24 protein-coding genes are annotated in these 18,234 nt (G+C 45.3%); 16 read left to right on the top strand and 8 right to left on the bottom strand.

The annotated features are described in order from the left end of the window. Nucleotides 1-21: 21 nt before the first annotated feature. Entirely contained in the window at nt 22-858 is an 837-nt protein-coding gene (gene proC, locus NX903_RS11180) for a pyrroline-5-carboxylate reductase (RefSeq protein ID WP_029946536.1), read from the bottom strand. 405 nt (nt 859-1,263) lie between these two features. Between proC and NX903_RS11175 the strand changes: the two genes are divergently transcribed. The 5 genes from NX903_RS11175 to NX903_RS11155 all read left to right on the top strand — a co-directional run bounded on the left by NX903_RS11175 (nt 1,264) and on the right by NX903_RS11155 (nt 5,851). Next, a complete protein-coding gene (locus tag NX903_RS11175) occupies nt 1,264-2,223 on the top strand; it encodes an MBL fold metallo-hydrolase (RefSeq protein WP_041849992.1) in 960 nt (319 codons plus the stop codon). A gap of 5 nt (nt 2,224-2,228) precedes the next feature. Next, complete coding sequence (locus NX903_RS11170) at nt 2,229-3,008, top strand: SDR family oxidoreductase (RefSeq protein ID WP_024572439.1); 780 nt, start codon at nt 2,229-2,231, stop codon at nt 3,006-3,008. Nucleotides 3,009-3,083: 75 nt separating this feature from the next. Further along, nucleotides 3,084-4,430 (top strand): D-serine ammonia-lyase, encoded by a 1,347-nt coding sequence (dsdA, locus tag NX903_RS11165; protein WP_086344047.1) that lies wholly within the window; start codon nt 3,084-3,086, stop codon nt 4,428-4,430. A gap of 71 nt (nt 4,431-4,501) precedes the next feature. Next, nucleotides 4,502-5,461 (top strand): type I pantothenate kinase, encoded by a 960-nt coding sequence (coaA, locus tag NX903_RS11160; RefSeq protein ID WP_014480189.1) that lies wholly within the window; start codon nt 4,502-4,504, stop codon nt 5,459-5,461. Between the two features lie 3 nt (nt 5,462-5,464). After that, entirely contained in the window at nt 5,465-5,851 is a 387-nt protein-coding gene (locus NX903_RS11155; RefSeq protein ID WP_080287617.1) for a VOC family protein, read from the top strand. Here NX903_RS11155 and NX903_RS11150 read toward each other — a convergent pair. From NX903_RS11150 to NX903_RS11140, 3 genes are all read right to left on the bottom strand, one after another. Beyond that, entirely contained in the window at nt 5,848-6,006 is a 159-nt protein-coding gene (locus NX903_RS11150) for a hypothetical protein (RefSeq protein WP_014477259.1), read from the bottom strand. The genes NX903_RS11155 and NX903_RS11150 overlap by 4 nt on opposite strands. Before the next feature lie 50 nt (nt 6,007-6,056). Next, complete coding sequence (locus NX903_RS11145; RefSeq protein WP_086344046.1) at nt 6,057-7,289, bottom strand: MDR family MFS transporter; 1,233 nt, start codon at nt 7,287-7,289, stop codon at nt 6,057-6,059. Nucleotides 7,290-7,841: 552 nt separating this feature from the next. Further along, a complete protein-coding gene (locus NX903_RS11140) occupies nt 7,842-8,048 on the bottom strand; it encodes a YqzH family protein (RefSeq protein WP_004398642.1) in 207 nt (68 codons plus the stop codon). Nucleotides 8,049-8,213: 165 nt separating this feature from the next. Between NX903_RS11140 and NX903_RS11135 the strand changes: the two genes are divergently transcribed. The 7 genes from NX903_RS11135 (at nt 8,214) to NX903_RS11105 (ending at nt 12,393) form a co-directional block, all read left to right on the top strand. Further along, complete coding sequence (locus NX903_RS11135) at nt 8,214-9,452, top strand: DNA polymerase IV (RefSeq protein ID WP_086344045.1); 1,239 nt, start codon at nt 8,214-8,216, stop codon at nt 9,450-9,452. Further along, nucleotides 9,449-9,787 (top strand): YolD-like family protein, encoded by a 339-nt coding sequence (locus NX903_RS11130; RefSeq protein WP_024572747.1) that lies wholly within the window; start codon nt 9,449-9,451, stop codon nt 9,785-9,787. The genes NX903_RS11135 and NX903_RS11130 overlap by 4 nt, the downstream gene beginning before the upstream one ends. Before the next feature lie 185 nt (nt 9,788-9,972). Beyond that, a complete protein-coding gene (locus tag NX903_RS11125; RefSeq protein ID WP_086344044.1) occupies nt 9,973-10,443 on the top strand; it encodes a GNAT family N-acetyltransferase in 471 nt (156 codons plus the stop codon). 9 nt (nt 10,444-10,452) lie between these two features. Then, nucleotides 10,453-10,797, top strand: coding sequence for an antibiotic biosynthesis monooxygenase family protein (locus tag NX903_RS11120; protein WP_072557091.1), 345 nt, complete (start codon nt 10,453-10,455; stop codon nt 10,795-10,797). Further along, complete coding sequence (locus tag NX903_RS11115; protein WP_086344043.1) at nt 10,790-11,821, top strand: GNAT family N-acetyltransferase; 1,032 nt, start codon at nt 10,790-10,792, stop codon at nt 11,819-11,821. The genes NX903_RS11120 and NX903_RS11115 overlap by 8 nt, the downstream gene beginning before the upstream one ends. Further along, nucleotides 11,818-12,141: an iron-sulfur cluster biosynthesis family protein gene (locus tag NX903_RS11110; RefSeq protein ID WP_003226552.1), complete on the top strand. Its 324-nt coding sequence runs from the start codon at nt 11,818-11,820 to the stop codon at nt 12,139-12,141. Before NX903_RS11115 ends, NX903_RS11110 begins: the two co-directional genes overlap by 4 nt. A gap of 12 nt (nt 12,142-12,153) precedes the next feature. Continuing rightward, nucleotides 12,154-12,393: a YqkC family protein gene (locus NX903_RS11105; protein ID WP_003230411.1), complete on the top strand. Its 240-nt coding sequence runs from the start codon at nt 12,154-12,156 to the stop codon at nt 12,391-12,393. 39 nt (nt 12,394-12,432) lie between these two features. On the opposite strand, the gene NX903_RS11100 is transcribed toward NX903_RS11105, so the two are convergent. Next, complete coding sequence (locus NX903_RS11100) at nt 12,433-13,350, bottom strand: alpha/beta hydrolase (RefSeq protein WP_086344042.1); 918 nt, start codon at nt 13,348-13,350, stop codon at nt 12,433-12,435. A gap of 159 nt (nt 13,351-13,509) precedes the next feature. Here NX903_RS11100 and NX903_RS11095 point away from each other — a divergent pair, with 159 nt between their 5' ends. Beyond that, complete coding sequence (locus tag NX903_RS11095; protein ID WP_003230416.1) at nt 13,510-13,734, top strand: YqkE family protein; 225 nt, start codon at nt 13,510-13,512, stop codon at nt 13,732-13,734. Nucleotides 13,735-13,765: 31 nt separating this feature from the next. On the opposite strand, the gene NX903_RS11090 is transcribed toward NX903_RS11095, so the two are convergent. Continuing rightward, nucleotides 13,766-14,686, bottom strand: coding sequence for an aldo/keto reductase (locus NX903_RS11090; RefSeq protein ID WP_086344041.1), 921 nt, complete (start codon nt 14,684-14,686; stop codon nt 13,766-13,768). 62 nt (nt 14,687-14,748) lie between these two features. Beyond that, nucleotides 14,749-14,871, bottom strand: coding sequence for a Z-ring formation inhibitor MciZ (mciZ, locus tag NX903_RS11085; protein ID WP_003230420.1), 123 nt, complete (start codon nt 14,869-14,871; stop codon nt 14,749-14,751). Between the two features lie 74 nt (nt 14,872-14,945). On the opposite strand from mciZ, the gene nudF reads away from it, so the two are divergent. Both nudF and NX903_RS11075 read left to right on the top strand, forming a co-directional pair. Next, the gene (nudF, locus tag NX903_RS11080; protein WP_004398600.1) at nt 14,946-15,503 is read left to right on the top strand and encodes an ADP-ribose pyrophosphatase; all 558 of its coding nucleotides are present in this window, start codon (nt 14,946-14,948) and stop codon (nt 15,501-15,503) included. Beyond that, the gene (locus tag NX903_RS11075; protein ID WP_086344040.1) at nt 15,500-16,663 is read left to right on the top strand and encodes a TIGR00375 family protein; all 1,164 of its coding nucleotides are present in this window, start codon (nt 15,500-15,502) and stop codon (nt 16,661-16,663) included. The genes nudF and NX903_RS11075 overlap by 4 nt, the downstream gene beginning before the upstream one ends. Before the next feature lie 8 nt (nt 16,664-16,671). Here the strand turns inward: NX903_RS11075 and ansR are convergent, their stop codons facing one another. Then, nucleotides 16,672-17,022: an HTH-type transcriptional regulator AnsR gene (gene ansR, locus NX903_RS11070; RefSeq protein ID WP_004399024.1), complete on the bottom strand. Its 351-nt coding sequence runs from the start codon at nt 17,020-17,022 to the stop codon at nt 16,672-16,674. Between the two features lie 181 nt (nt 17,023-17,203). Here ansR and ansA point away from each other — a divergent pair, with 181 nt between their 5' ends. Further along, nucleotides 17,204-18,193, top strand: a complete 990-nt coding sequence (gene ansA, locus NX903_RS11065) for an asparaginase (protein ID WP_004399032.1) — start codon at nt 17,204-17,206, stop codon at nt 18,191-18,193. Nucleotides 18,194-18,234: the final 41 nt, after the last annotated feature.

The raw sequence follows: 18,234 nt of genomic DNA, 5'->3' as shown, positions 1-18,234 counted from the left end.
CCTTCTGTTTTTGTCTTACATCTAAGAATGTCTCTCTAAGGCGGCACCGGCAAACTGTTCTTTGATTTCTGCGCTCCGTTTAGCTGTTTCTTCAATACAGTGAATAATTGCTTCTTCAAAGCGGGAGTCCTGTAAAGCGCGAAGACCTGCCTCTGTAGTGCCTCCAGGACTAGTGATTTCTTTACGCAGCTTTTCCGGCTGTTTGCCGCTTTGAAGGAGCATATCTGTTGCCCCTGCCATTGTCTGCAAAATGAGTGCTTTTGCCGTTTCTTTATCTAATCCTACTTTTTGTGCCGCTTTTTCCATCGCCTCAATATAACGATACACGTAGGCCGGGCCGCTGCCTGCAATTGCAGTGACAGCGTCAAGATGCCGCTCCTCAACCAGTGTTGCATCACCGATTGTTTCCAATAGAGCTTTTGCGGCAATTATATCATTCTTGCTTGCTTCCGCGCTTACGGAAAATCCGGTTGCTGATTTTCTGATTGCCGCCGATGTATTAGGCATGACGCGAATGACCGGGAGCTTTCTGCCAAAATAATGCTGAATGGTCTCGATGGTAAGGCCTGCAAGTACTGAAATTACAAGCTGGTCCTTGATATACGGCCGGATGCTGTCGATGCTTTCCGCCGCGTCTTTCGGTTTGAAAGCGAGGATAATGATATCGGTGTGAGTGAAAAACTCATTTTTATCTCTGCATGGACGCACGCCGTACGTTTCCTTTAATTCAATCAGACGCTCGTCATTTGAGCGATTTGTAATATAGATATGTTCTGGTTTTGTGATGCCGCTTTGCAAAATGCCGTTGATCATTGCTTCTGCCATTGACCCGGCGCCGACAAATCCTATCTTTTTCATTGATATCCTCCTTCTATCAGAACAACAAAAAAACCTTTTCATCACGTAAAGGACGAAAAGGTTCGCGGTACCACCCTCATTAGCACAAATTGTGCTCAGCTCAAATCCCGTAACGCGGGAAACGTTTAGGTTTTCCTAACCGCGACTTGAGGGCAGCTTCTACAAACAAGCGGGCCGCAACACCTTTCAGCCAGGGGGTATCGCTCTCTTAGGCCATTGCCTTGTATACTATTCCTCGTCATAGCGTTCCAATGGTTCTCGTTTTAGTTTGTTGTTCATTATGCAATGGCGGACAAGCTGATGTCAATAGCTTTTTCAAAAAGGTTTGTTCTCATTCAGCAATAATGACACAAGATCGAGAAAAAGCTAAAATATGAATAATGAATGAAGACAAGGAGCGAATGGATGACAACTGAAGATGTAATTGCGATCCGCGTCCCGACGCCGTTTGCTGTCGGCGATGTTATCGTTTACCTCGTAAAAGGTGATGCACTGACACTTATTGATGCAGGGCCGAATACAAAAGAGGCTGCCAGAGCCTTACAAGAGCAGCTTGCCGCTGTAAATGTGAAATTGTCAGATATCGAGCAGGTTGTACTGACTCACCATCATGCTGATCATGCAGGCTTGCTTGATGTCTTTTCAGATGAAATCGAAGTGATTGGGCATACATTCAACGAACCTTATATCAGCCGAAATCAAGCCTTTATGGATTGGCAAAAACGTTTTTTTCAAAAGCTGCTGCCTGAATTAGGCGTTCCATTTGATACGGGGAAGGCGGAAAAGCTGATTCGATCAGCGTACGCATTTTCCTGTACGAGATCTCTGACAAAATCAATCAGAGAAGGTATGGGCATAGATGGGCTTGAGGGCTGGTCTGTGTTGGAGATGCCTGGACATGCTGAATCGCATATCGTTCTGTTCCATGAAAAAAGCGGAAGGATGCTTGGCGGCGATCTACTGCTGGCAAACAGCTCGTCTAATCCGATTTTGGAAGCGCCGAAAGCGGGAGACGTTAGGTCAAAGCCTTTAGTGGATTATCAGCGGTCATTGCGAAGGCTGTCTCAACTTGATCCAACAATCGTATTTCCTGGTCACGGCGAGCCTATCACCAGTGTACAAGCGCTGATTGAGAAGCGTTTTGACAAGCAGAGGAACAGGACGGAGGATGTGCGTCGCATGCTGGATGAAAAGCCGATGACCGCTTTTCAGGTCTGTCAGCAGCTTTTTCCTGCTGTATATGAAAAGGAATTGTTTTTAACGATGTCAGAAACGGCAGGTCACCTTGATGTGTTGGAGGCTGAAGAAGCCATCACGTCATATTGGGAAGGAAATACCGCATACTTTAAAACAATGAAGAGGTGAAATGGGTGAAACATATAGCGGGAAAAAGGATTTGGATAACCGGCGCTTCAGGAGGGCTTGGAGAAAGAATCGCATACTTATGCGCGGCTGAAGGAGCCCATGTCCTGCTGTCGGCTAGACGCGAGGATCGTTTGATAGAAATCAAAAGGAAAATAACCGAGGAATGGAGCGGACAGTGTGAGATTTTTCCTCTGGATGTCGGCCGCCTAGAGGATATCGCCCGGGTCCGCGATCAGATCGGCTCGATTGATGTACTGATTAACAATGCAGGCTTCGGTATATTTGAAACGGTTTTAGACTCTACATTGGATGACATGAAAGCGATGTTTGATGTGAATGTCTTCGGCCTGATCGCCTGTACAAAAGCGGTGCTTCCGCAAATGCTTGAGCAAAAAAAGGGCCATATCATCAATATCGCCTCTCAAGCGGGGAAAATCGCAACACCGAAGTCTAGCCTGTATTCCGCGACCAAACATGCCGTGTTAGGTTACTCAAACGCTTTGCGGATGGAGCTTTCGGGAACCGGCATTTATGTGACAACAGTCAACCCGGGACCGATTCAGACGGACTTTTTTTCCATTGCTGATAAAGGCGGGGACTACGCCAAAAATGTCGGCCGCTGGATGCTTGATCCTGATGACGTAGCAGCTCAAATTACAGCTGCAATTTTTACGAAAAAGCGGGAGATCAATCTTCCGCGTTTAATGAATGCCGGCACTAAGCTGTATCAGCTGTTTCCAGCTCTTGTAGAAAAGCTGGCAGGACGCGCGTTCATGAAAAAATAATGATGGAACTGCCTGTGGTGGAGTGGCTTGTTTCTCACGAGGCAGTTTTTGATAGTGGAAGGGAGAGATTGTTGAATGTCAGTTCATTCAGAAGTCCTTCATGCTCTGCTTAAAGATCCGTTTATACAGAAACTGATTGATGCAGAGCCTGTATTCTGGGCAAATTCAGGCAAGAAAGAGGGGCCATTACCCCGTGCAGATGAGTGGGCAACCGAGATAGCGGAAGCGGAAAAAAGAATGCGGCGGTTTGCACCTTACATTGCCGAGGTGTTTCCTGAGACGAAAGGCGCTAAAGGAATCATCGAGTCTCCGCTTTTTGAGGTGCAGCATATGAAGGAAAAGCTGGAAGCGGCATATCAGCAGCCATTTCCGGGAAGATGGCTTTTAAAGTGCGACCATGAGCTTCCGATTTCAGGATCGATTAAAGCGAGGGGCGGGATTTATGAAGTGTTAAAGCATGCTGAAAATCTCGCGCTTCAAGAAGGAATGCTTCAGGAAACCGATGATTACCGCATCTTACAGGAAGAGCGGTTTACCGGGTTTTTCTCCCGCTATTCGATTGCTGTCGGTTCGACAGGAAATCTGGGTTTAAGCATCGGCATCATCGGCGCGGCACTCGGGTTTCGCGTGACAGTGCATATGTCCGCCGATGCTAAGCAGTGGAAAAAGGATCTCCTCCGCCAAAAGGGAGTCACTGTTATGGAGTACGAAACAGATTACAGCGAAGCGGTCAACGAAGGGAGACGGCAGGCGGAACAAGATCCATTCTGTTATTTTATTGATGATGAACATTCTCGTCAGCTGTTCTTAGGATATGCTGTTGCTGCAAGCCGATTAAAAACACAACTTGACTGTATGAATATACAGCCGAGTCTTGAGACGCCCTTGTTTGTGTATCTGCCGTGCGGAGTCGGCGGAGGACCGGGCGGTGTAGCATTTGGGCTGAAGCTTTTATACGGAGATGATGTTCATGTGTTTTTCGCAGAACCAACTCATTCACCTTGTATGCTGTTAGGGCTTTATTCAGGACTTCACCAGAAGATCTCCGTCCAGGATATCGGCCTGGATAATCAGACTGCTGCTGACGGACTTGCCGTAGGGAGGCCGTCAGGATTTGTCGGCAAGCTGATTGAACCGCTTCTGAGCGGCTGTTATACGGTAGAGGACAATACGCTTTATACTTTGCTTCATATGCTGGCTGTATCTGAAGATAAATATTTAGAGCCCTCTGCTCTTGCCGGCATGTTCGGGCCGATTCAGCTTTTTTCGACAGAAGAGGGAAGGCGCTATGGTCAGAAATATAAGATGGAACATGCCGTACATGTCGTCTGGGGAACGGGAGGAAGCATGGTTCCAAAAGATGAAATGGCCGCGTATAACCGAATTGGTGCTGATTTGCTAAAAAAACGAAATGAAAAATAAGCAGACAGTGAAAAGGTTTTCCGTTACAATCTTTGTAAGGGTTTTAACCTACAGAGAGTCAGGTGTAAACAGTGAAAAATAAAGAACTTAACCTACATACTTTATATACACAGCACAATCGGGCGTCTTGGTCTGGTTTTGGGGGGCATTTGTCGATTGCTGTATCTGAAGAAGAGGCAAAAGCTGTGGAAGGATTGAATGATTATCTATCTGTTGAAGAAGTGGAAACGATCTATATTCCGCTTGTTCGCTTGCTTCATTTGCATGTCAAGTCTGCGGCTGAACGCAATAAGCATGTCAATGTTTTTTTGAAGCACCCACATTCAGCCAAAATTCCGTTTATTATCGGCATTGCCGGCAGTGTCGCAGTCGGAAAAAGCACGACGGCGCGGATCTTGCAGAAGCTGCTTTCGCGTTTGCCTGACCGTCCAAAAGTGAGCCTTATCACGACAGATGGTTTTTTATTTCCTACTGCCGAGCTGAAAAAGAAAAATATGATGTCTAGAAAAGGGTTTCCTGAAAGCTATGATGTAAAGGCGCTGCTCGAATTTTTGAATGACTTAAAATCAGGAAAGGACAGCGTAAAGGCCCCGGTGTATTCCCATCTAACCTATGACCGCGAGGAAGGTGTGTTCGAGGTTGTAGAACAGGCGGATATTGTGATTATTGAAGGCATTAATGTTCTTCAGTCGCCCACCTTGGAGGATGACCGGGAAAACCCGCGTATTTTTGTTTCCGATTTCTTTGATTTTTCGATTTATGTGGATGCGGAGGAAAGCCGGATTTTCACTTGGTATTTAGAGCGTTTTCGCCTGCTTCGGGAAACTGCTTTTCAAAATCCTGATTCATATTTTCATAAATTTAAAGACTTGTCCGATCAGGAGGCTGACGAGATGGCAGCCTCGATTTGGGAGAGTGTCAACCGGCCGAATTTATATGAAAATATTTTGCCGACTAAATTCAGGTCAGATCTCATTTTGCGTAAGGGAGACGGGCATAAGGTCGAGGAAGTGCTGGTAAGGAGGGTATGAAATGTGCATCATATCGAACTGTATGTCTCTGATTTGGAGGCGTCTAGGCGGTTTTGGGGATGGTTCTTAAAAGAACTTGGCTATAAAGAGTATCAAAAATGGAGCTCAGGCATCAGCTGGAAGAAAGATCGTTTTTACCTAGTGATTGTGCAGGCGAAAGAGCCATTTCTAGAGCCGGAATACCATAGATGCCGAGTCGGTCTGAACCATCTCGCATTTCATGCTGAATCCAAGCTTCAAGTCGATCAGATGACCGAAAAATTGACGGCAAAAGGCTATCGTGTGTTGTACCGAGACAGGCATCCTTTTGCCGGAGGAGACGGGCATTATGCAGTCTATTGTGAGGATCCGGACCGGATTAAGGTAGAGCTCGTTGCCCCAAGCTGTTAATCGTGATCTTCGGACAGGCTGTTCAGCTTTTTCTCAATGCGATCCAGCTGCGCTTTTCGGTTTTTCGCATACTTGAAGCCTGTAACAGCCGCAAAGATGACAGCGGCAAATATAATAAATACAAACAGCTGAAACATCACATCACCTATATTCATGTTCTTCACCTCATGTTTGCGGGAGAGTTTCATTCTCTTCCGTTTTTTATTTAAAGCGGCTTTTCCAGATGGGAACGGTGTTTTGTGGTCTCCATTTTCATTTGCCGATAGGCGAACGCTAAAAATGGCAGGCCGAGCAGGGTAATGCCGCTCAGGACAGAAAAAATATAAATCGGCCGGCCAGCGCTAAACAGGTCTATACATATCCCCCCGATCCAAGGGCCGATGACGTTTCCGAGCTGTGAAAAACCGATTGCCCCGAAATAAGTGCCTTTTAATCCTGGTTTTGCAATCTGGTCTACATACAAATCCATCATAGAGAATAAAAGAACTTCGCCGATTGTAAATGTGATGACAATCATCACAATTGATGGAACACCGTGCGATACGGTGAAAATGGCCATGCTGATGCTAACCATCACATTACCGAGCATCAGAGAACAAAGCGGCGAAAACCGTTTTGCAAAATGGACAATGGGAAATTGCGTCGCCAACACTACGATTGCGTTTAATGTCAGCATCAGCCCGTACAGCTTCGTTCCATTGCCGATCAAGGGGTTCTGCGCCATATACTGAGGGAATGTGGAACTAAATTGTGAGTAGCCGAAGGTGCATAGCGTAATGCCGACCAAAGCAATGGTAAAAAGATAATCCTTTTGCGTGACCATAAACGCTTCCCGCACGCTCATATTTCGGGATTGGGCTGGTGCTGATAAGGATGGATGTTTTTTAAATTGGAGGGCAAGCACAATTCCGTATAGTCCGTAAATGACTGCAGGCACCAAAAAGGGCGTAGTCGATTGCGATGAGCCGAAATATAGGCCAAGCACAGGTCCGAAGACAACGCCGATATTAATAGCTGCATAGCGTAAATTAAAAACTAGCAGTCTCGTTTTTTCTTCTGTCATATCAGACAGCAAGGCCTTTGAAGCGGGCTCAAACAGTGATTTGCAAAGACCGTTTAATGCGTTAACTACAAAAAACACCCAGAGATGAGATGCCGCCGCAAAGCCTGCAAATACCAGCATCCATCCGAAAATCGATACAAGCATCATGTTTTTTCTGCCGAATTTATCTGAGATATATCCGCCGTAAAAGCTTGCGAGGATGCCGACTGATGAGCTCGCGGCAATGACCAGCCCTGCATAGGAAGCTGATGCGCCTTGGACGGCTGTCAAATAAATCGCTAAAAAAGGAATGCTCATCGATGTTGCCATTCTGCCGAAAATGGTTCCGATTATAATTGTCCAGCTGATCGGGTGGATATCTTTCCATTTCTTCATGAATTATATTCTCTCCTGTATGTAAGATCTTCCTCTATCATATATGAAAAAATTTCCTTCTCCAATAGATTATTCAAAATATTTCGTTTTTGACATGTAGTATGCCTGATTGTATGGATGGCAATATACTATGCGTTGAGGATGCGTGTGGCTGACGGAGTTTACATCTTGAAATTGAAGAAGGAAAATGACGGGATGTCCGATGAAAAGCAAAGCGATTGGTCAGTGAGAGTGTGTTAGTTTAAGCCGCCAGGACGTGGATCATATCGGCAGTGAAACCGGCTATGAGATCAAGATGTAAGCTGAAAACCGGCATGGGCCCCATGACAGAACAAGAGAGCACATCTCTTCGAAAAAGTGTATACGCGTGATCATGGACAGCTTATTCCGTTTTGCGCGAGCACTGAGGGGAATTTTATGCCAGGCCATATGAATCTATGGAGCGTGAGAAAATCCTGCTTTTTTCTGTGAGCCTGAAACTGTTTATTTGTTTCGGGCGGTGTTTTCAAAGGGAAGCCGCATCAGCGGCTGAACGAACTGACAGTCATGCGTTTAAGAGAACAGGCCTTGGTTTGTAACATAGTCATAAATGATATCTTCTATATGCGCATGCAGATCCTCATCCGGTTCTTCATTCCGTCTCTCTTGTAGAGCCGCTTTCAGGCTTTGTTTTTCATACGGGCTTAACGGATCTATAGCAACGTTTCTGCCGTATTGACGCAATGCCTGTCCCAGCATTTTTTCGACAAATTTCTCCATCATGACTCTCCTATCCTTATGCTTCGCTTTTATTCTACTAAATGTTTTTCTTCTCTCAAACCCTTGGATCATATTTTCTGTCAGACAAGAATCATTTACCAGTATAAAACGAACATACTTTCGCATATAATGAAAAACGAACATAAGTTCTTTTTAGAGGTGTGTATGATGAAAGAAAAAGTGATTTTTCTCGTTGACATGCAATCGTTTTATGCATCTGTAGAGAAAGCGGAAAATCCACATTTGAAAAATAGACCCGTCATTGTTTCGGGTGACCCTGAAAAAAGGGGCGGAGTCGTATTGGCTGCCTGCCCGCTGGCGAAACAAAAGGGTGTGGTGAATGCTTCACGGCTGTGGGAGGCGCAGGAAAAGTGTCCTGAGGCTGTTGTGCTCCGGCCGCGTATGCAACGGTATATTGATGTATCACTGCAAATTACGGCCATTCTCGAGGAGTATACAGACCTTGTGGAGCCTTATTCTATCGATGAACAGTTCATGGACATTACAGGCAGCCAGAAGCTGTTTGGGACGCCGATGGAGATCGCGAAAAGCATTCAGGGCAGAATCATGCGGGAGATCGGCGTTTATGCACGGGTCGGAATCGGCCCTAACAAAGCGCTGGCCAAAATTGCGTGTGACAATTTTGCCAAAAAGAATACGAACGGTATTTTTACCTTAACGAAAGAAAATATGAAAACCGAAATGTGGCCGCTCCCGGTGGGCAGCATGTTTGGCGTCGGGAGCCGCATGAAGCATCATTTAAATCGAATGGGCATCAGCACGATCGGCGGGCTCGCGGCTTTTCCACTCGATCTTTTAAAAAAGAAATGGGGCATTAACGGCCACGTGCTGTGGATGACGGCAAACGGAATCGACTATTCCCCTGTGTCAACTTCGTCTCTGGACGGGCAAAAGGCGATAGGCCATGGAATGACTCTCCCGAGAGACTACGAACACTTTGACAAAGAAATCAAGGTCGTATTGCTTGAGCTGAGTGAAGAGGTGTGCAGGCGAAGCCGAAACGCCGGGGTCATGGGGCAGACAGTGTCAGTGAGCTGCGGGGGTGCTGATTTTGATTGGCCGACGGGCTTCAACCGGCAAGTGAAGCTGGCAGAGCCGACTAATTCTACGCAGGATGTATATGAGGCTGTACGACGGCTGTTTCTTACATTTTGGGACGGGAAACCCGTCCGCCGCCTCGGTGTCAATCTGTCTCAGCTCTCATCTGATGACATATGGCAGCTCAATTTATTTCAGGATTATGCAAAGAAAATGAGCCTAGGCTATGTGATGGATGGCATTAAAAATCGATTCGGCGATACAGCAATCATCAGGGCGGCGTCACTGACAGTGGCAGGCCAGGCATTTGAACGTGCGGCTAAAATAGGGGGGCATTATAAATGAACGACCATTTAAAAAGGGGCAACCTGCTGTGGGAAGGGAGCAGGATGTTTCTGCCGGAACATAAGCAAAGCCTGCTGGAGAGAAAGCGACTTAAACAGAAGCTGCAAAAGCCGATCCTTGACCCTGATAAGCTGGAAGAGCTGAATCAAACGCTTTGCGCCGCGATGGAGTTTGCTCAGGATATCACTGTCAGCTGCTTTCAGGACGGTGAGATTGTCCGCTGCACCGGGAAGATCTGCCGGTATGAAGAGTTTGAAAAAGCAGTATGGATAAAAGGAGACGAGAATCAGCTTTATAAGCTGAAACTTGATCAAGTGCTTGATATTGTGCTGTAAAGTCTCTCCTCCTGCTTGGGGGAGAAATAGGCATAAAATGATCAAACATTGTTCCCTCGGCAGTCTGGAAACGTATGATACAGGAAAGAAGGCATTTACAATTCCAGCCAGGCAAAATATAATTTTTATATTGTGAGAAAAAGAGCTGACATTCGTTTTGCCAGACGGAGGGAGATCAAATCGTAATGGATATTCGAACAATCACGTCTTCAGATTATGAAATGGTAACGTCTGTACTGAATGAATGGTGGGGCGGCAGACAGCTGAAAGAAAAATTGCCGAGACTATTTTTTGAGCATTTTCAGGACACAAGCTTTATTACATCCGAACATAACAGCATGACCGGATTTTTAATCGGATTTCAATCGCAATCGGATCCTGAAACGGCGTACATTCATTTTTCCGGTGTGCATCCAGATTTCAGAAAAATGCAAATTGGGAAACAATTGTATGATGTATTTATCGAAACAGTAAAACAAAGAGGCTGCACCCGGGTGAAGTGCGTCACTTCACCTGTGAATAAGGTATCAATCGCATATCACACAAAATTGGGGTTTGAAATTGAAAAGGGCACCAAGACGGTAAATGGCATCTCAGTGTTTGCAAACTATGATGGCCTGGGCCAAGACAGGGTACTGTTTGTCAAAAACATATGAGGGGGAAATATAATGGATTTTTTATCAAAAACACCTGAGCCTCCTTACTATGCAGTCATTTTTTCTTCTGTCAAAAGCGAAAATGACACAGGATATGGAGAAACAGCGGAGCGGATGGTATCGCTTGCGGCGGATCAGCCTGGATTTTTAGGCGTGGAAAGCGTACGTGAAGCGGATGGAAGGGGCATCACAGTTTCCTATTGGGACAGTATGGACGCAATTAACCATTGGAAGCATCACACTGAACATCAAGCGGCAAAAGAAAAAGGAAAAAGCGTTTGGTACGAGTCGTATGCAGTCCGCGTCGCAAAAATCGAAAGACAGCGGCTGTTTCAGGAGAACACGAATGATTGAATTTCTCCAGCATAAGGAAGACACTATAGCGCGTGAGATTTTAGCCGTACAGATCCCCGCCTACATAAAGGAAACAGAGATTATCGGTTTTGACGGTATTCCCGCTTTACAAGAGAAGGTGAAGGATATTCAAGCATCCCATGAGCGGTTTGCGGGATATCGGGAAAACGGCAAGCTGATCGGTGTCATTTCATATGAGAAAAACATGCATCATCTCACCATTTGCAGGCTTGTTGTACATCCTGACGGTTTCAGAAAAGGAATTGGACGAGCGCTTCTGCAATTTGTCATTGATCATAATGAAGACGCTGAGAAAATCGAAGTAGTCACAGCCGAGAACAATACCCCGGCTGTGTCACTCTATACACAGGCCGGATTCCAAAAGGCAGAAACCGTCAAAGCAGCGCAGGGTCTATTGCTGACGGTCTTTCATTTGTATCCGAAAAGAAAAGTTGAGGTCATTCTCTACAACGAAAAATGGGCAGAATGTTTCGATGAAGAAAAAGAACGGCTGAAACTGGTGTTCGGGCCGGAGATTATCGCTGTTCATCACATCGGAAGCACATCAATACCGAACATGGCAGCGAAGCCAATCATTGATATGTTAATTGAAGTCAGAAGCATTGAAGCCGTGAGCCAATTTGATGAACAAATGAAGGCTAACGGCTATATACCAAAAGGTGAGAACGGCATAGCGGGCAGGCGTTATTTCCAAAAGGGCGGAAATAAACGCACTCATCATGTCCATATGTACGAACAGGGAAACCCTGCTATTGAAAGGCATCTGTTATTCAGAGATTATCTCAGAGCTCATCCAAACATAGCGAAAGAATATGCCGTTCTCAAAAAACGGCTGGCGGCCCAGCATCCTGACAGCATCAATCAGTACATACAAGGGAAAGATGAGTGGATCAAGACTGCAGAAGAAAATGCGAAGCGGTGGAAAAAAGGCAGAAACAATGCGAATGGCAGTGTTGTATGCTACAATAGCGAAAATGATGAAAACGGGGGTTTCACCTTATGAACATACATGTGACAGATGCAGCAAAACAGGCACTGCAGCAGGCGTTTGACGCCAACCCGGGAAAAAAAGCCCAGCTTCGTTACGATGCAGAAGGATGCGGCTGCGCTGTAAGCGGTGTCCCGACAATCTGGCTGGCAGAAGAATTAACGGGACAGTGCGAGCAGCTGGAAACGAACGGCATTCCGCTGTATATCCAATCGTCGCAAAAAGTGTTTTTTGACGATCAAATGACGATCGATTACAATGAAAAAGCCAAAACATTGGCGCTGAAAAGCCCGGCTGAAATGCTCAGCCCCAGAATGAGCATATTAGTAAAGTAGGAGACGCGAAACGTGGAACAAAAGCTGAAGGCAATGAAGAACACAGCACAAAATAAAACGTGGGTATCCTTCCTGAATCAAAACCATCCCTATACCTTGCTTCACTGGTCAATCGGAGGAGCAGAGTCCATCAAGAAAGATGTCTGGCTATTGCAGGATGAAATGACCTTCGAGACGCAGGAGTTTACAACGATAGATCTTGCGATTGAATGGATCAGAGAAAATATGGATGGCATTACCGACGTTCTGTAACATAAAAAAGCGGAAGAGCCGAAGAGGCCTTTCGCTTTTTTATTCTGTTGAATCATTCATGTTGTCTAAAAACTCCTGCACCGTTTTTCGGTACGTGTCCCGATTTTTGGTATATGACATGGCGTGTTCACCGTTCTCGGCAATGTACAGCGCTTTCGGCCCGCGTTTCTTTTTATAAAGCCGCTCGGTTGAAGAAACAGGAATGTAGTCATCATCCTTACTGTGAATAAAGAGGACCGGCTTTTCGATTTTATCAATGACAGCAAGCGGAGATACTTCGCGTGCGCGATAGCCGCCCCTCAGCTTCAAAAAGAAGTCGGCGATAGGGAGCAGGGGCCAAGACGGGAGCCTGTATTCCGCTCTCAGCCGGTAGGCAAGCTGTTCATCAAAACATGCGAACGGACAATCGGCAATATAAAAATCAGCGCCATCGCTGCAGTGTGCACCAGCATAAAGCAGGGCGGTCACAGCTCCCATCGACTCACCATGAATTCCGATCAATCCGCGATGATTTGTTTTGTTTTTGAGCCAGCTGACAACCTTATTGAGATCATCCTTTTCGTAAAACCCGTAGCTGGTCGTCTTTCCGCCGCTTTGGCCATGTCGGCGGTGGTCATAAATGAGCACATTCCAGCCGAGATCTAGAAATAAATGCATATACTTAAGAGAATTCAGTACATTCATCGTCACCCCGTGGCAGATGATGATGGTATTTGGTGTGTCATGCGGTGCGACATGGTATCCTTTTATGTCGTACCCGTAAGCGGAGGGTATCACAAAAGCGGTTTTCTCCATTTGTTCAAATGATTCAAACACATCATGTCCGTTGTCTGTCTCTCTTTTGATAATGTCTTCATCTGTTTTTTTCTTGATGAATAGAATCATATTTGAAAAAACAATTCCGATTGCGATGACAGCTGTTACGAGAGCGCCAATGGCCAAAAGGATTTTCTTCAAAAGTCACAGCACCTTTCAACTAAATATAGGTAATTCGTGTTTGAAATCATTATACCTAAACACTGCTCCGCTGAGAAAGTGACCAGAAGAGAGTCTGCTTGTTCAGTGTATATGCTCCGTGATAAACTGTCTTCAAAACAAAACATGGGGGAAGTCTGCATGAAAAAACAAAAATCCGCTGACAAACACCAGCTAAAAGACGGCCTTCAATCCGATATCAAAGCAAAGCTTATGGAGATGAAGAGCCAATTGAAGGAAGAGGATGAAAAGAGGCAGGAAAGAGAAAAAGCAGAACAGATCAGAAAGAAAAAAGAGATCGAAAAAAATAAGAGCTTTGAAGAACTCCTAAATGAAAGCCAAATGGATTGGCATCAATATAAATAAACCAGCACCCGTACAGGTGCTGGTTTTTCTGCTATGAGCGATGAGCTTTGTAAATGTCTTGTTTCGTATGAGATTGGAGCGCTTTGATTTCCTCTTCGGTTAAACGCCGTGCATTTGTTGCCTGAATATTTTCCCGTAACTGCTCAATCTTACTGGCGCCTGTAATCACTGAAGCGACAGCCGGCTGTGCTAGCAGATACTGTAGCGACTTTTCTGTCATGGAAAGATCGGGAGCCACTTCCTCCATTGCCTTGCGGGCATTTGTCAGTTCCTCGAATGAATAGGACAAGTACCCGTTTTGTTTCATACTGTCTGAAGCTTGATCAAGCGGTTTTTCAGTTAAGAGCCCTTTGGCAACAGGACCTCTGGCGACTACGCTGATTTGATGTTCCTCTAAAAGCGGGAGCCATTCCTCAGGGCGTCTGTCAAACAGGCTGAATTGCATCATAATGCTGACGATGTTTGATTTTTTTACATATTCTTTAATCACATTCGGGCGGATGGAAGAAATGCCGTAGTAGCGGATGACACCTTCTTGTTTTAATTCCTCAAACGCTTCAATCGTTTCATCAATGTTGTCCTCTATCGTGCCGCCGTGAAGCTGATAAAGGTCGATATAATCTGTTTTCAGCCGTGTAAGGCTCTTTTTTACCGCCTCTTTTATGTAAGCTTTTGAAGGGTCCCAATACCAGCCCTCGCTTCCGTCATCCCAACGGTTTCCCGCTTTTGTTGCCAGAATAATATCCTGGCGTCTGTTTTGGATCGCATCACCGACAATTTCTTCGTTGCGTCCTCGGTCATACAAATCCGCTGTGTCCAAATAGTTGATGCCGAGCTCGATCGCTTCATCCAGAATGGACAATGCTTTGTTTTTTTCAGTTCCAAGAGACATACAGCCGAGTCCGACTTCGCTAATGTCTAAATCAGATGTACCCAATTTGCGCTTTCTCATGTGCACACTCCTTTTTTAGGCTTTGTATTGACCGTAATATAAAGGAGCTAAAGTTTCAACTTTTATGGCTTTGAGATCCAATCTTTCACATATTGAAATGTGCGTCCATACTCTTTTAACTTCGCCCGAATTTCCCATGCTTTTCCGACTAAGACAACACCTTTTGGCATGCGGTGCACTTTCACGAAGAAGCCCCCTTTTGCTCTAGTATGATAAAATGTATGGGGCATCATATAGAGACAGAACGGGAGATGAAGAAATGAAATCATTAGAAGAAAAAACAATTGCCAAAGAACAGATCTTTTCGGGTAAAGTCATTGATCTTTATGTCGAGGATGTAGAGCTGCCAAACGGCAAAGCCAGTAAACGTGAAATTGTGAAACACCCTGGAGCTGTAGCGGTACTAGCCGTCACAGATGAAGGGAAAATCATCATGGTCAAACAATTCCGTAAGCCGCTTGAGCGGACGATCGTTGAAATTCCGGCCGGTAAACTTGAAAAAGGTGAGGAGCCGGAGTATACGGCACTTCGGGAACTTGAAGAGGAAACCGGTTATACAGCAAAAAAACTGACAAAAATAACTGCGTTTTATACATCACCCGGATTTGCAGATGAAATCGTTCACGTTTTTCTTGCTGAGGAGCTTTCTGTGCTTGAAGAAAAACGGGAGCTTGATGAGGACGAGTTTGTTGAAGTGATGGAGGTGACGCTTGAAGATGCGCTAAAGTTGGTTGAATCGCGTGAAGTATACGATGCTAAAACAGCCTACGCGATTCAGTATCTTCAGCTGAAAGAAGCGCTCCAAGCACAAAAATGAAAAAGATTTACGCGGATTTGCACATTCATATCGGCCGGACCTTTACAGGAAGGGCTGTCAAAATAACAGGCGCCAAAACATTAACACTGGACAGAATTTTGGTTGAGGCCAGTGAACATAAAGGAATTGAACTCCTCGGCATTATCGACTGTCATTCTCCGGAAGTCATTCTAGAGCTTGAGGAAGGCATTTCATCTGGAAAATATCGCGAGCTTGACGGGGGAGGAATCCGTTATCGCAGCACGACTCTTTTATTGGGGAGCGAGCTGGAGATTTATGATGAAGCCTGCAGCGGACCGATCCATGTGCTCGTATTTATGCCGACGCTGGCTGCTATGAAACAGTTTTCAAACTGGCTGTCAGCCCGGCTGAAAAATATTCATTTAAGCTCGCAGCGGATTTATGAAACGGGCTTAAACCTGCAAAAAAAAGTGCAGGATATGGGCGGCCTGTTTATCCCCGCCCATATCTTTACTCCGCATAAAAGCTTATATGGAAAAGGGGTTAAACAAAGCTTAACTGAGGTTTTTGATCCATCTATGATAGACGCGGTGGAGCTTGGATTAAGCTGTGATACAGACATGGCATCACACGTATCGCAATTGAATCCGTATCCTTTTTTAACAAATTCTGATGCGCATTCGTTGGGGAAAATCGGCAGAGAATATAATGAACTATATGTGCAGTCAGCTGATTTTACTGAATTTGCTCTTGCATTAAAGGGACAAGATGACAGGAAAATTATCGCAAATTACGGCTTGGACCCGTTATTGGGGAAATATTATCAGACGGCTTGCGAAGCATGTGGAGAGCCTGCTGTAAGCGGGGAAACAGCGTGCGCGAATTGCGGAAATACCAGATTTACCAAGGGAGTCAGCGAAAGGTTGCATGAATTGAGTGATCAGCTTGAAGTTCGCGTCCCGCGTCCGCGATATGTACATCAGATCCCGCTGCAATTTGTTCCGGGTGTAGGCCCGAAAACGCTGGACAAACTAAAAAAAGCCTTCGGAACAGAAATGGCTGTTCTTCACGAGGCTGCAGAAGAAGATTTGGCTCGCGTTGTCCCGCCGAAAACCGCGGCGCTTATCGTAAAAGCGAGATCCGGAAAACTGGAATTGAAAGCCGGAGGAGGAGGAACCTACGGTAAAATTAAACCGTGAGCTAAAGATTAACTCAGTTCCTCCTGTACTTTTCTTTTTGTCCGTATAAAGGTAATCAGCTGGATGATTTCATCTTCACTCAGCGGCTGGCCATCAACAGAAATGGTAAAGTCAAGGCTGCTCCACGTGGCCAATTCTATGGCCTGAGGAGCAGTCTGCTTTTGTTTCTCGCGGCCTAAAAGTTCATCGCAGGTTGTGTCAAAGAGGTCAGCCAGCATGGCAAGCGCTTCAAGTGAAGGCCGTCGGTAGCCTGACTCGTAGCCGGCATATGTGCTTTTTGCGATACCGAGAAGGTCAGCTGTATATTGAAGCGACCAATTTTTCTTTTTTCTCAATTCAGTTAAACGATCTAGATTCATGAACTTCCGCTCCTTTTTCACCTTGAGCTGATTATATCATATAGGTATTAGGAAGTGTACGCGAATTGAATAATAATGTCTTGCGTATTTTATTTTCCGTGTCTATAATTGCATTAAAAGTATGCGAAAAGCGAATACCTTCTCGCAACCCATCTTTAGATACAGTGAAGAGGTGCATGGTATGAAAAAATTATTGATGTTGACAACTGGGGGAACGATTGCTTCAGTTGAAGGGGAAAATGGGCTGGCTCCCGGAGTCAAGGCTGATGAATTACTAAGTTACGTATCAAAACTTGATAACGATTACACAATGGAAACTCAGTCGCTTATGAATATAGACAGCACCAATATGCAGCCTGAATACTGGGTGGAAATAGCGGAAGCCGTTAAGGAAAATTATGATGCCTATGACGGGTTTGTTATTACTCATGGTACAGATACAATGGCCTATACATCTGCCGCACTATCGTATATGCTGCAGCATGCCAAAAAGCCGATTGTCATCACCGGCTCGCAGATTCCGATCACGTTCCAAAAAACCGATGCCAAAAAAAATATTACAGATGCCATTCGATTTGCCTGTGAAGGCGTGGGCGGCGTTTATGTTGTGTTTGACGGCAGAGTCATTCAGGGAACGCGTGCGATCAAATTAAGAACGAAAAGCTACGACGCATTTGAAAGCATCAATTACCCATATATCGCTTTTATCAATGAAGACGGGATCGAATACAACAAACAAGTAACGGAACCTGAGAACGACACCTTCACAGTTGACACTTCACTATGTACAGATGTATGTCTGCTGAAGCTGCATCCAGGCTTAAAGCCCGAAATGTTTGATGCCCTGAAAAGCATGTACAAAGGAATTGTCATTGAGAGTTATGGCAGCGGAGGGGTGCCGTTTGAAGGCAGAGACATTTTGTCAAAAGTGAATGAGCTGATCGAAAGCGGCATTGTCGTGGTCATTACGACTCAATGTCTTGAAGAAGGCGAAGACATGAGCATTTACGAAGTTGGCCGCAGAGTCAACCAAGACTTAATTATCCGATCAAGAAATATGAACACAGAAGCAATTGTGCCAAAATTGATGTGGGCACTAGGTCAGTCTTCGGATCTTCCTGTCGTCAAGAGAATTATGGAAACGCCGATAGCTGATGACGTTGTCCTGTAAAATGTAAAAACGATAACCAGCAAAGAGAAAGAAGGTTAAAG

This window comes from Bacillus sp. FSL R5-0576 (assembly GCF_038004765.1).
Lineage (GTDB): Bacteria > Bacillota > Bacilli > Bacillales > Bacillaceae > Bacillus > Bacillus subtilis.
The sequence above is the reverse complement of the archived record's forward strand: the minus strand, read 5'-3'. Positions and strand labels throughout refer to the sequence as shown.

Coding starts and splice junctions, on each gene's coding strand:
- proC (WP_029946536.1), bottom strand. CDS start 858: ATGAAAAAGATAGGATTTGTCGGCGCCGGGTCAATGGCAGAAGCAATG.
- NX903_RS11115 (WP_086344043.1), top strand. CDS start 10,790: ATGATTGAATTTCTCCAGCATAAGGAAGACACTATAGCGCGTGAGATT.
- NX903_RS11095 (WP_003230416.1), top strand. CDS start 13,510: ATGAAAAAACAAAAATCCGCTGACAAACACCAGCTAAAAGACGGCCTT.
- NX903_RS11145 (WP_086344046.1), bottom strand. CDS start 7,289: ATGAAGAAATGGAAAGATATCCACCCGATCAGCTGGACAATTATAATC.
- NX903_RS11130 (WP_024572747.1), top strand. CDS start 9,449: ATGAACGACCATTTAAAAAGGGGCAACCTGCTGTGGGAAGGGAGCAGG.
- NX903_RS11090 (WP_086344041.1), bottom strand. CDS start 14,686: ATGAGAAAGCGCAAATTGGGTACATCTGATTTAGACATTAGCGAAGTC.
- NX903_RS11175 (WP_041849992.1), top strand. CDS start 1,264: ATGACAACTGAAGATGTAATTGCGATCCGCGTCCCGACGCCGTTTGCT.
- NX903_RS11140 (WP_004398642.1), bottom strand. CDS start 8,048: ATGGAGAAATTTGTCGAAAAAATGCTGGGACAGGCATTGCGTCAATAC.
- NX903_RS11135 (WP_086344045.1), top strand. CDS start 8,214: ATGATGAAAGAAAAAGTGATTTTTCTCGTTGACATGCAATCGTTTTAT.
- nudF (WP_004398600.1), top strand. CDS start 14,946: ATGAAATCATTAGAAGAAAAAACAATTGCCAAAGAACAGATCTTTTCG.
- ansR (WP_004399024.1), bottom strand. CDS start 17,022: ATGAATCTAGATCGTTTAACTGAATTGAGAAAAAAGAAAAATTGGTCG.
- NX903_RS11150 (WP_014477259.1), bottom strand. CDS start 6,006: ATGAATATAGGTGATGTGATGTTTCAGCTGTTTGTATTTATTATATTT.
- NX903_RS11075 (WP_086344040.1), top strand. CDS start 15,500: ATGAAAAAGATTTACGCGGATTTGCACATTCATATCGGCCGGACCTTT.
- NX903_RS11110 (WP_003226552.1), top strand. CDS start 11,818: ATGAACATACATGTGACAGATGCAGCAAAACAGGCACTGCAGCAGGCG.
- NX903_RS11125 (WP_086344044.1), top strand. CDS start 9,973: ATGGATATTCGAACAATCACGTCTTCAGATTATGAAATGGTAACGTCT.
- ansA (WP_004399032.1), top strand. CDS start 17,204: ATGAAAAAATTATTGATGTTGACAACTGGGGGAACGATTGCTTCAGTT.
- dsdA (WP_086344047.1), top strand. CDS start 3,084: ATGTCAGTTCATTCAGAAGTCCTTCATGCTCTGCTTAAAGATCCGTTT.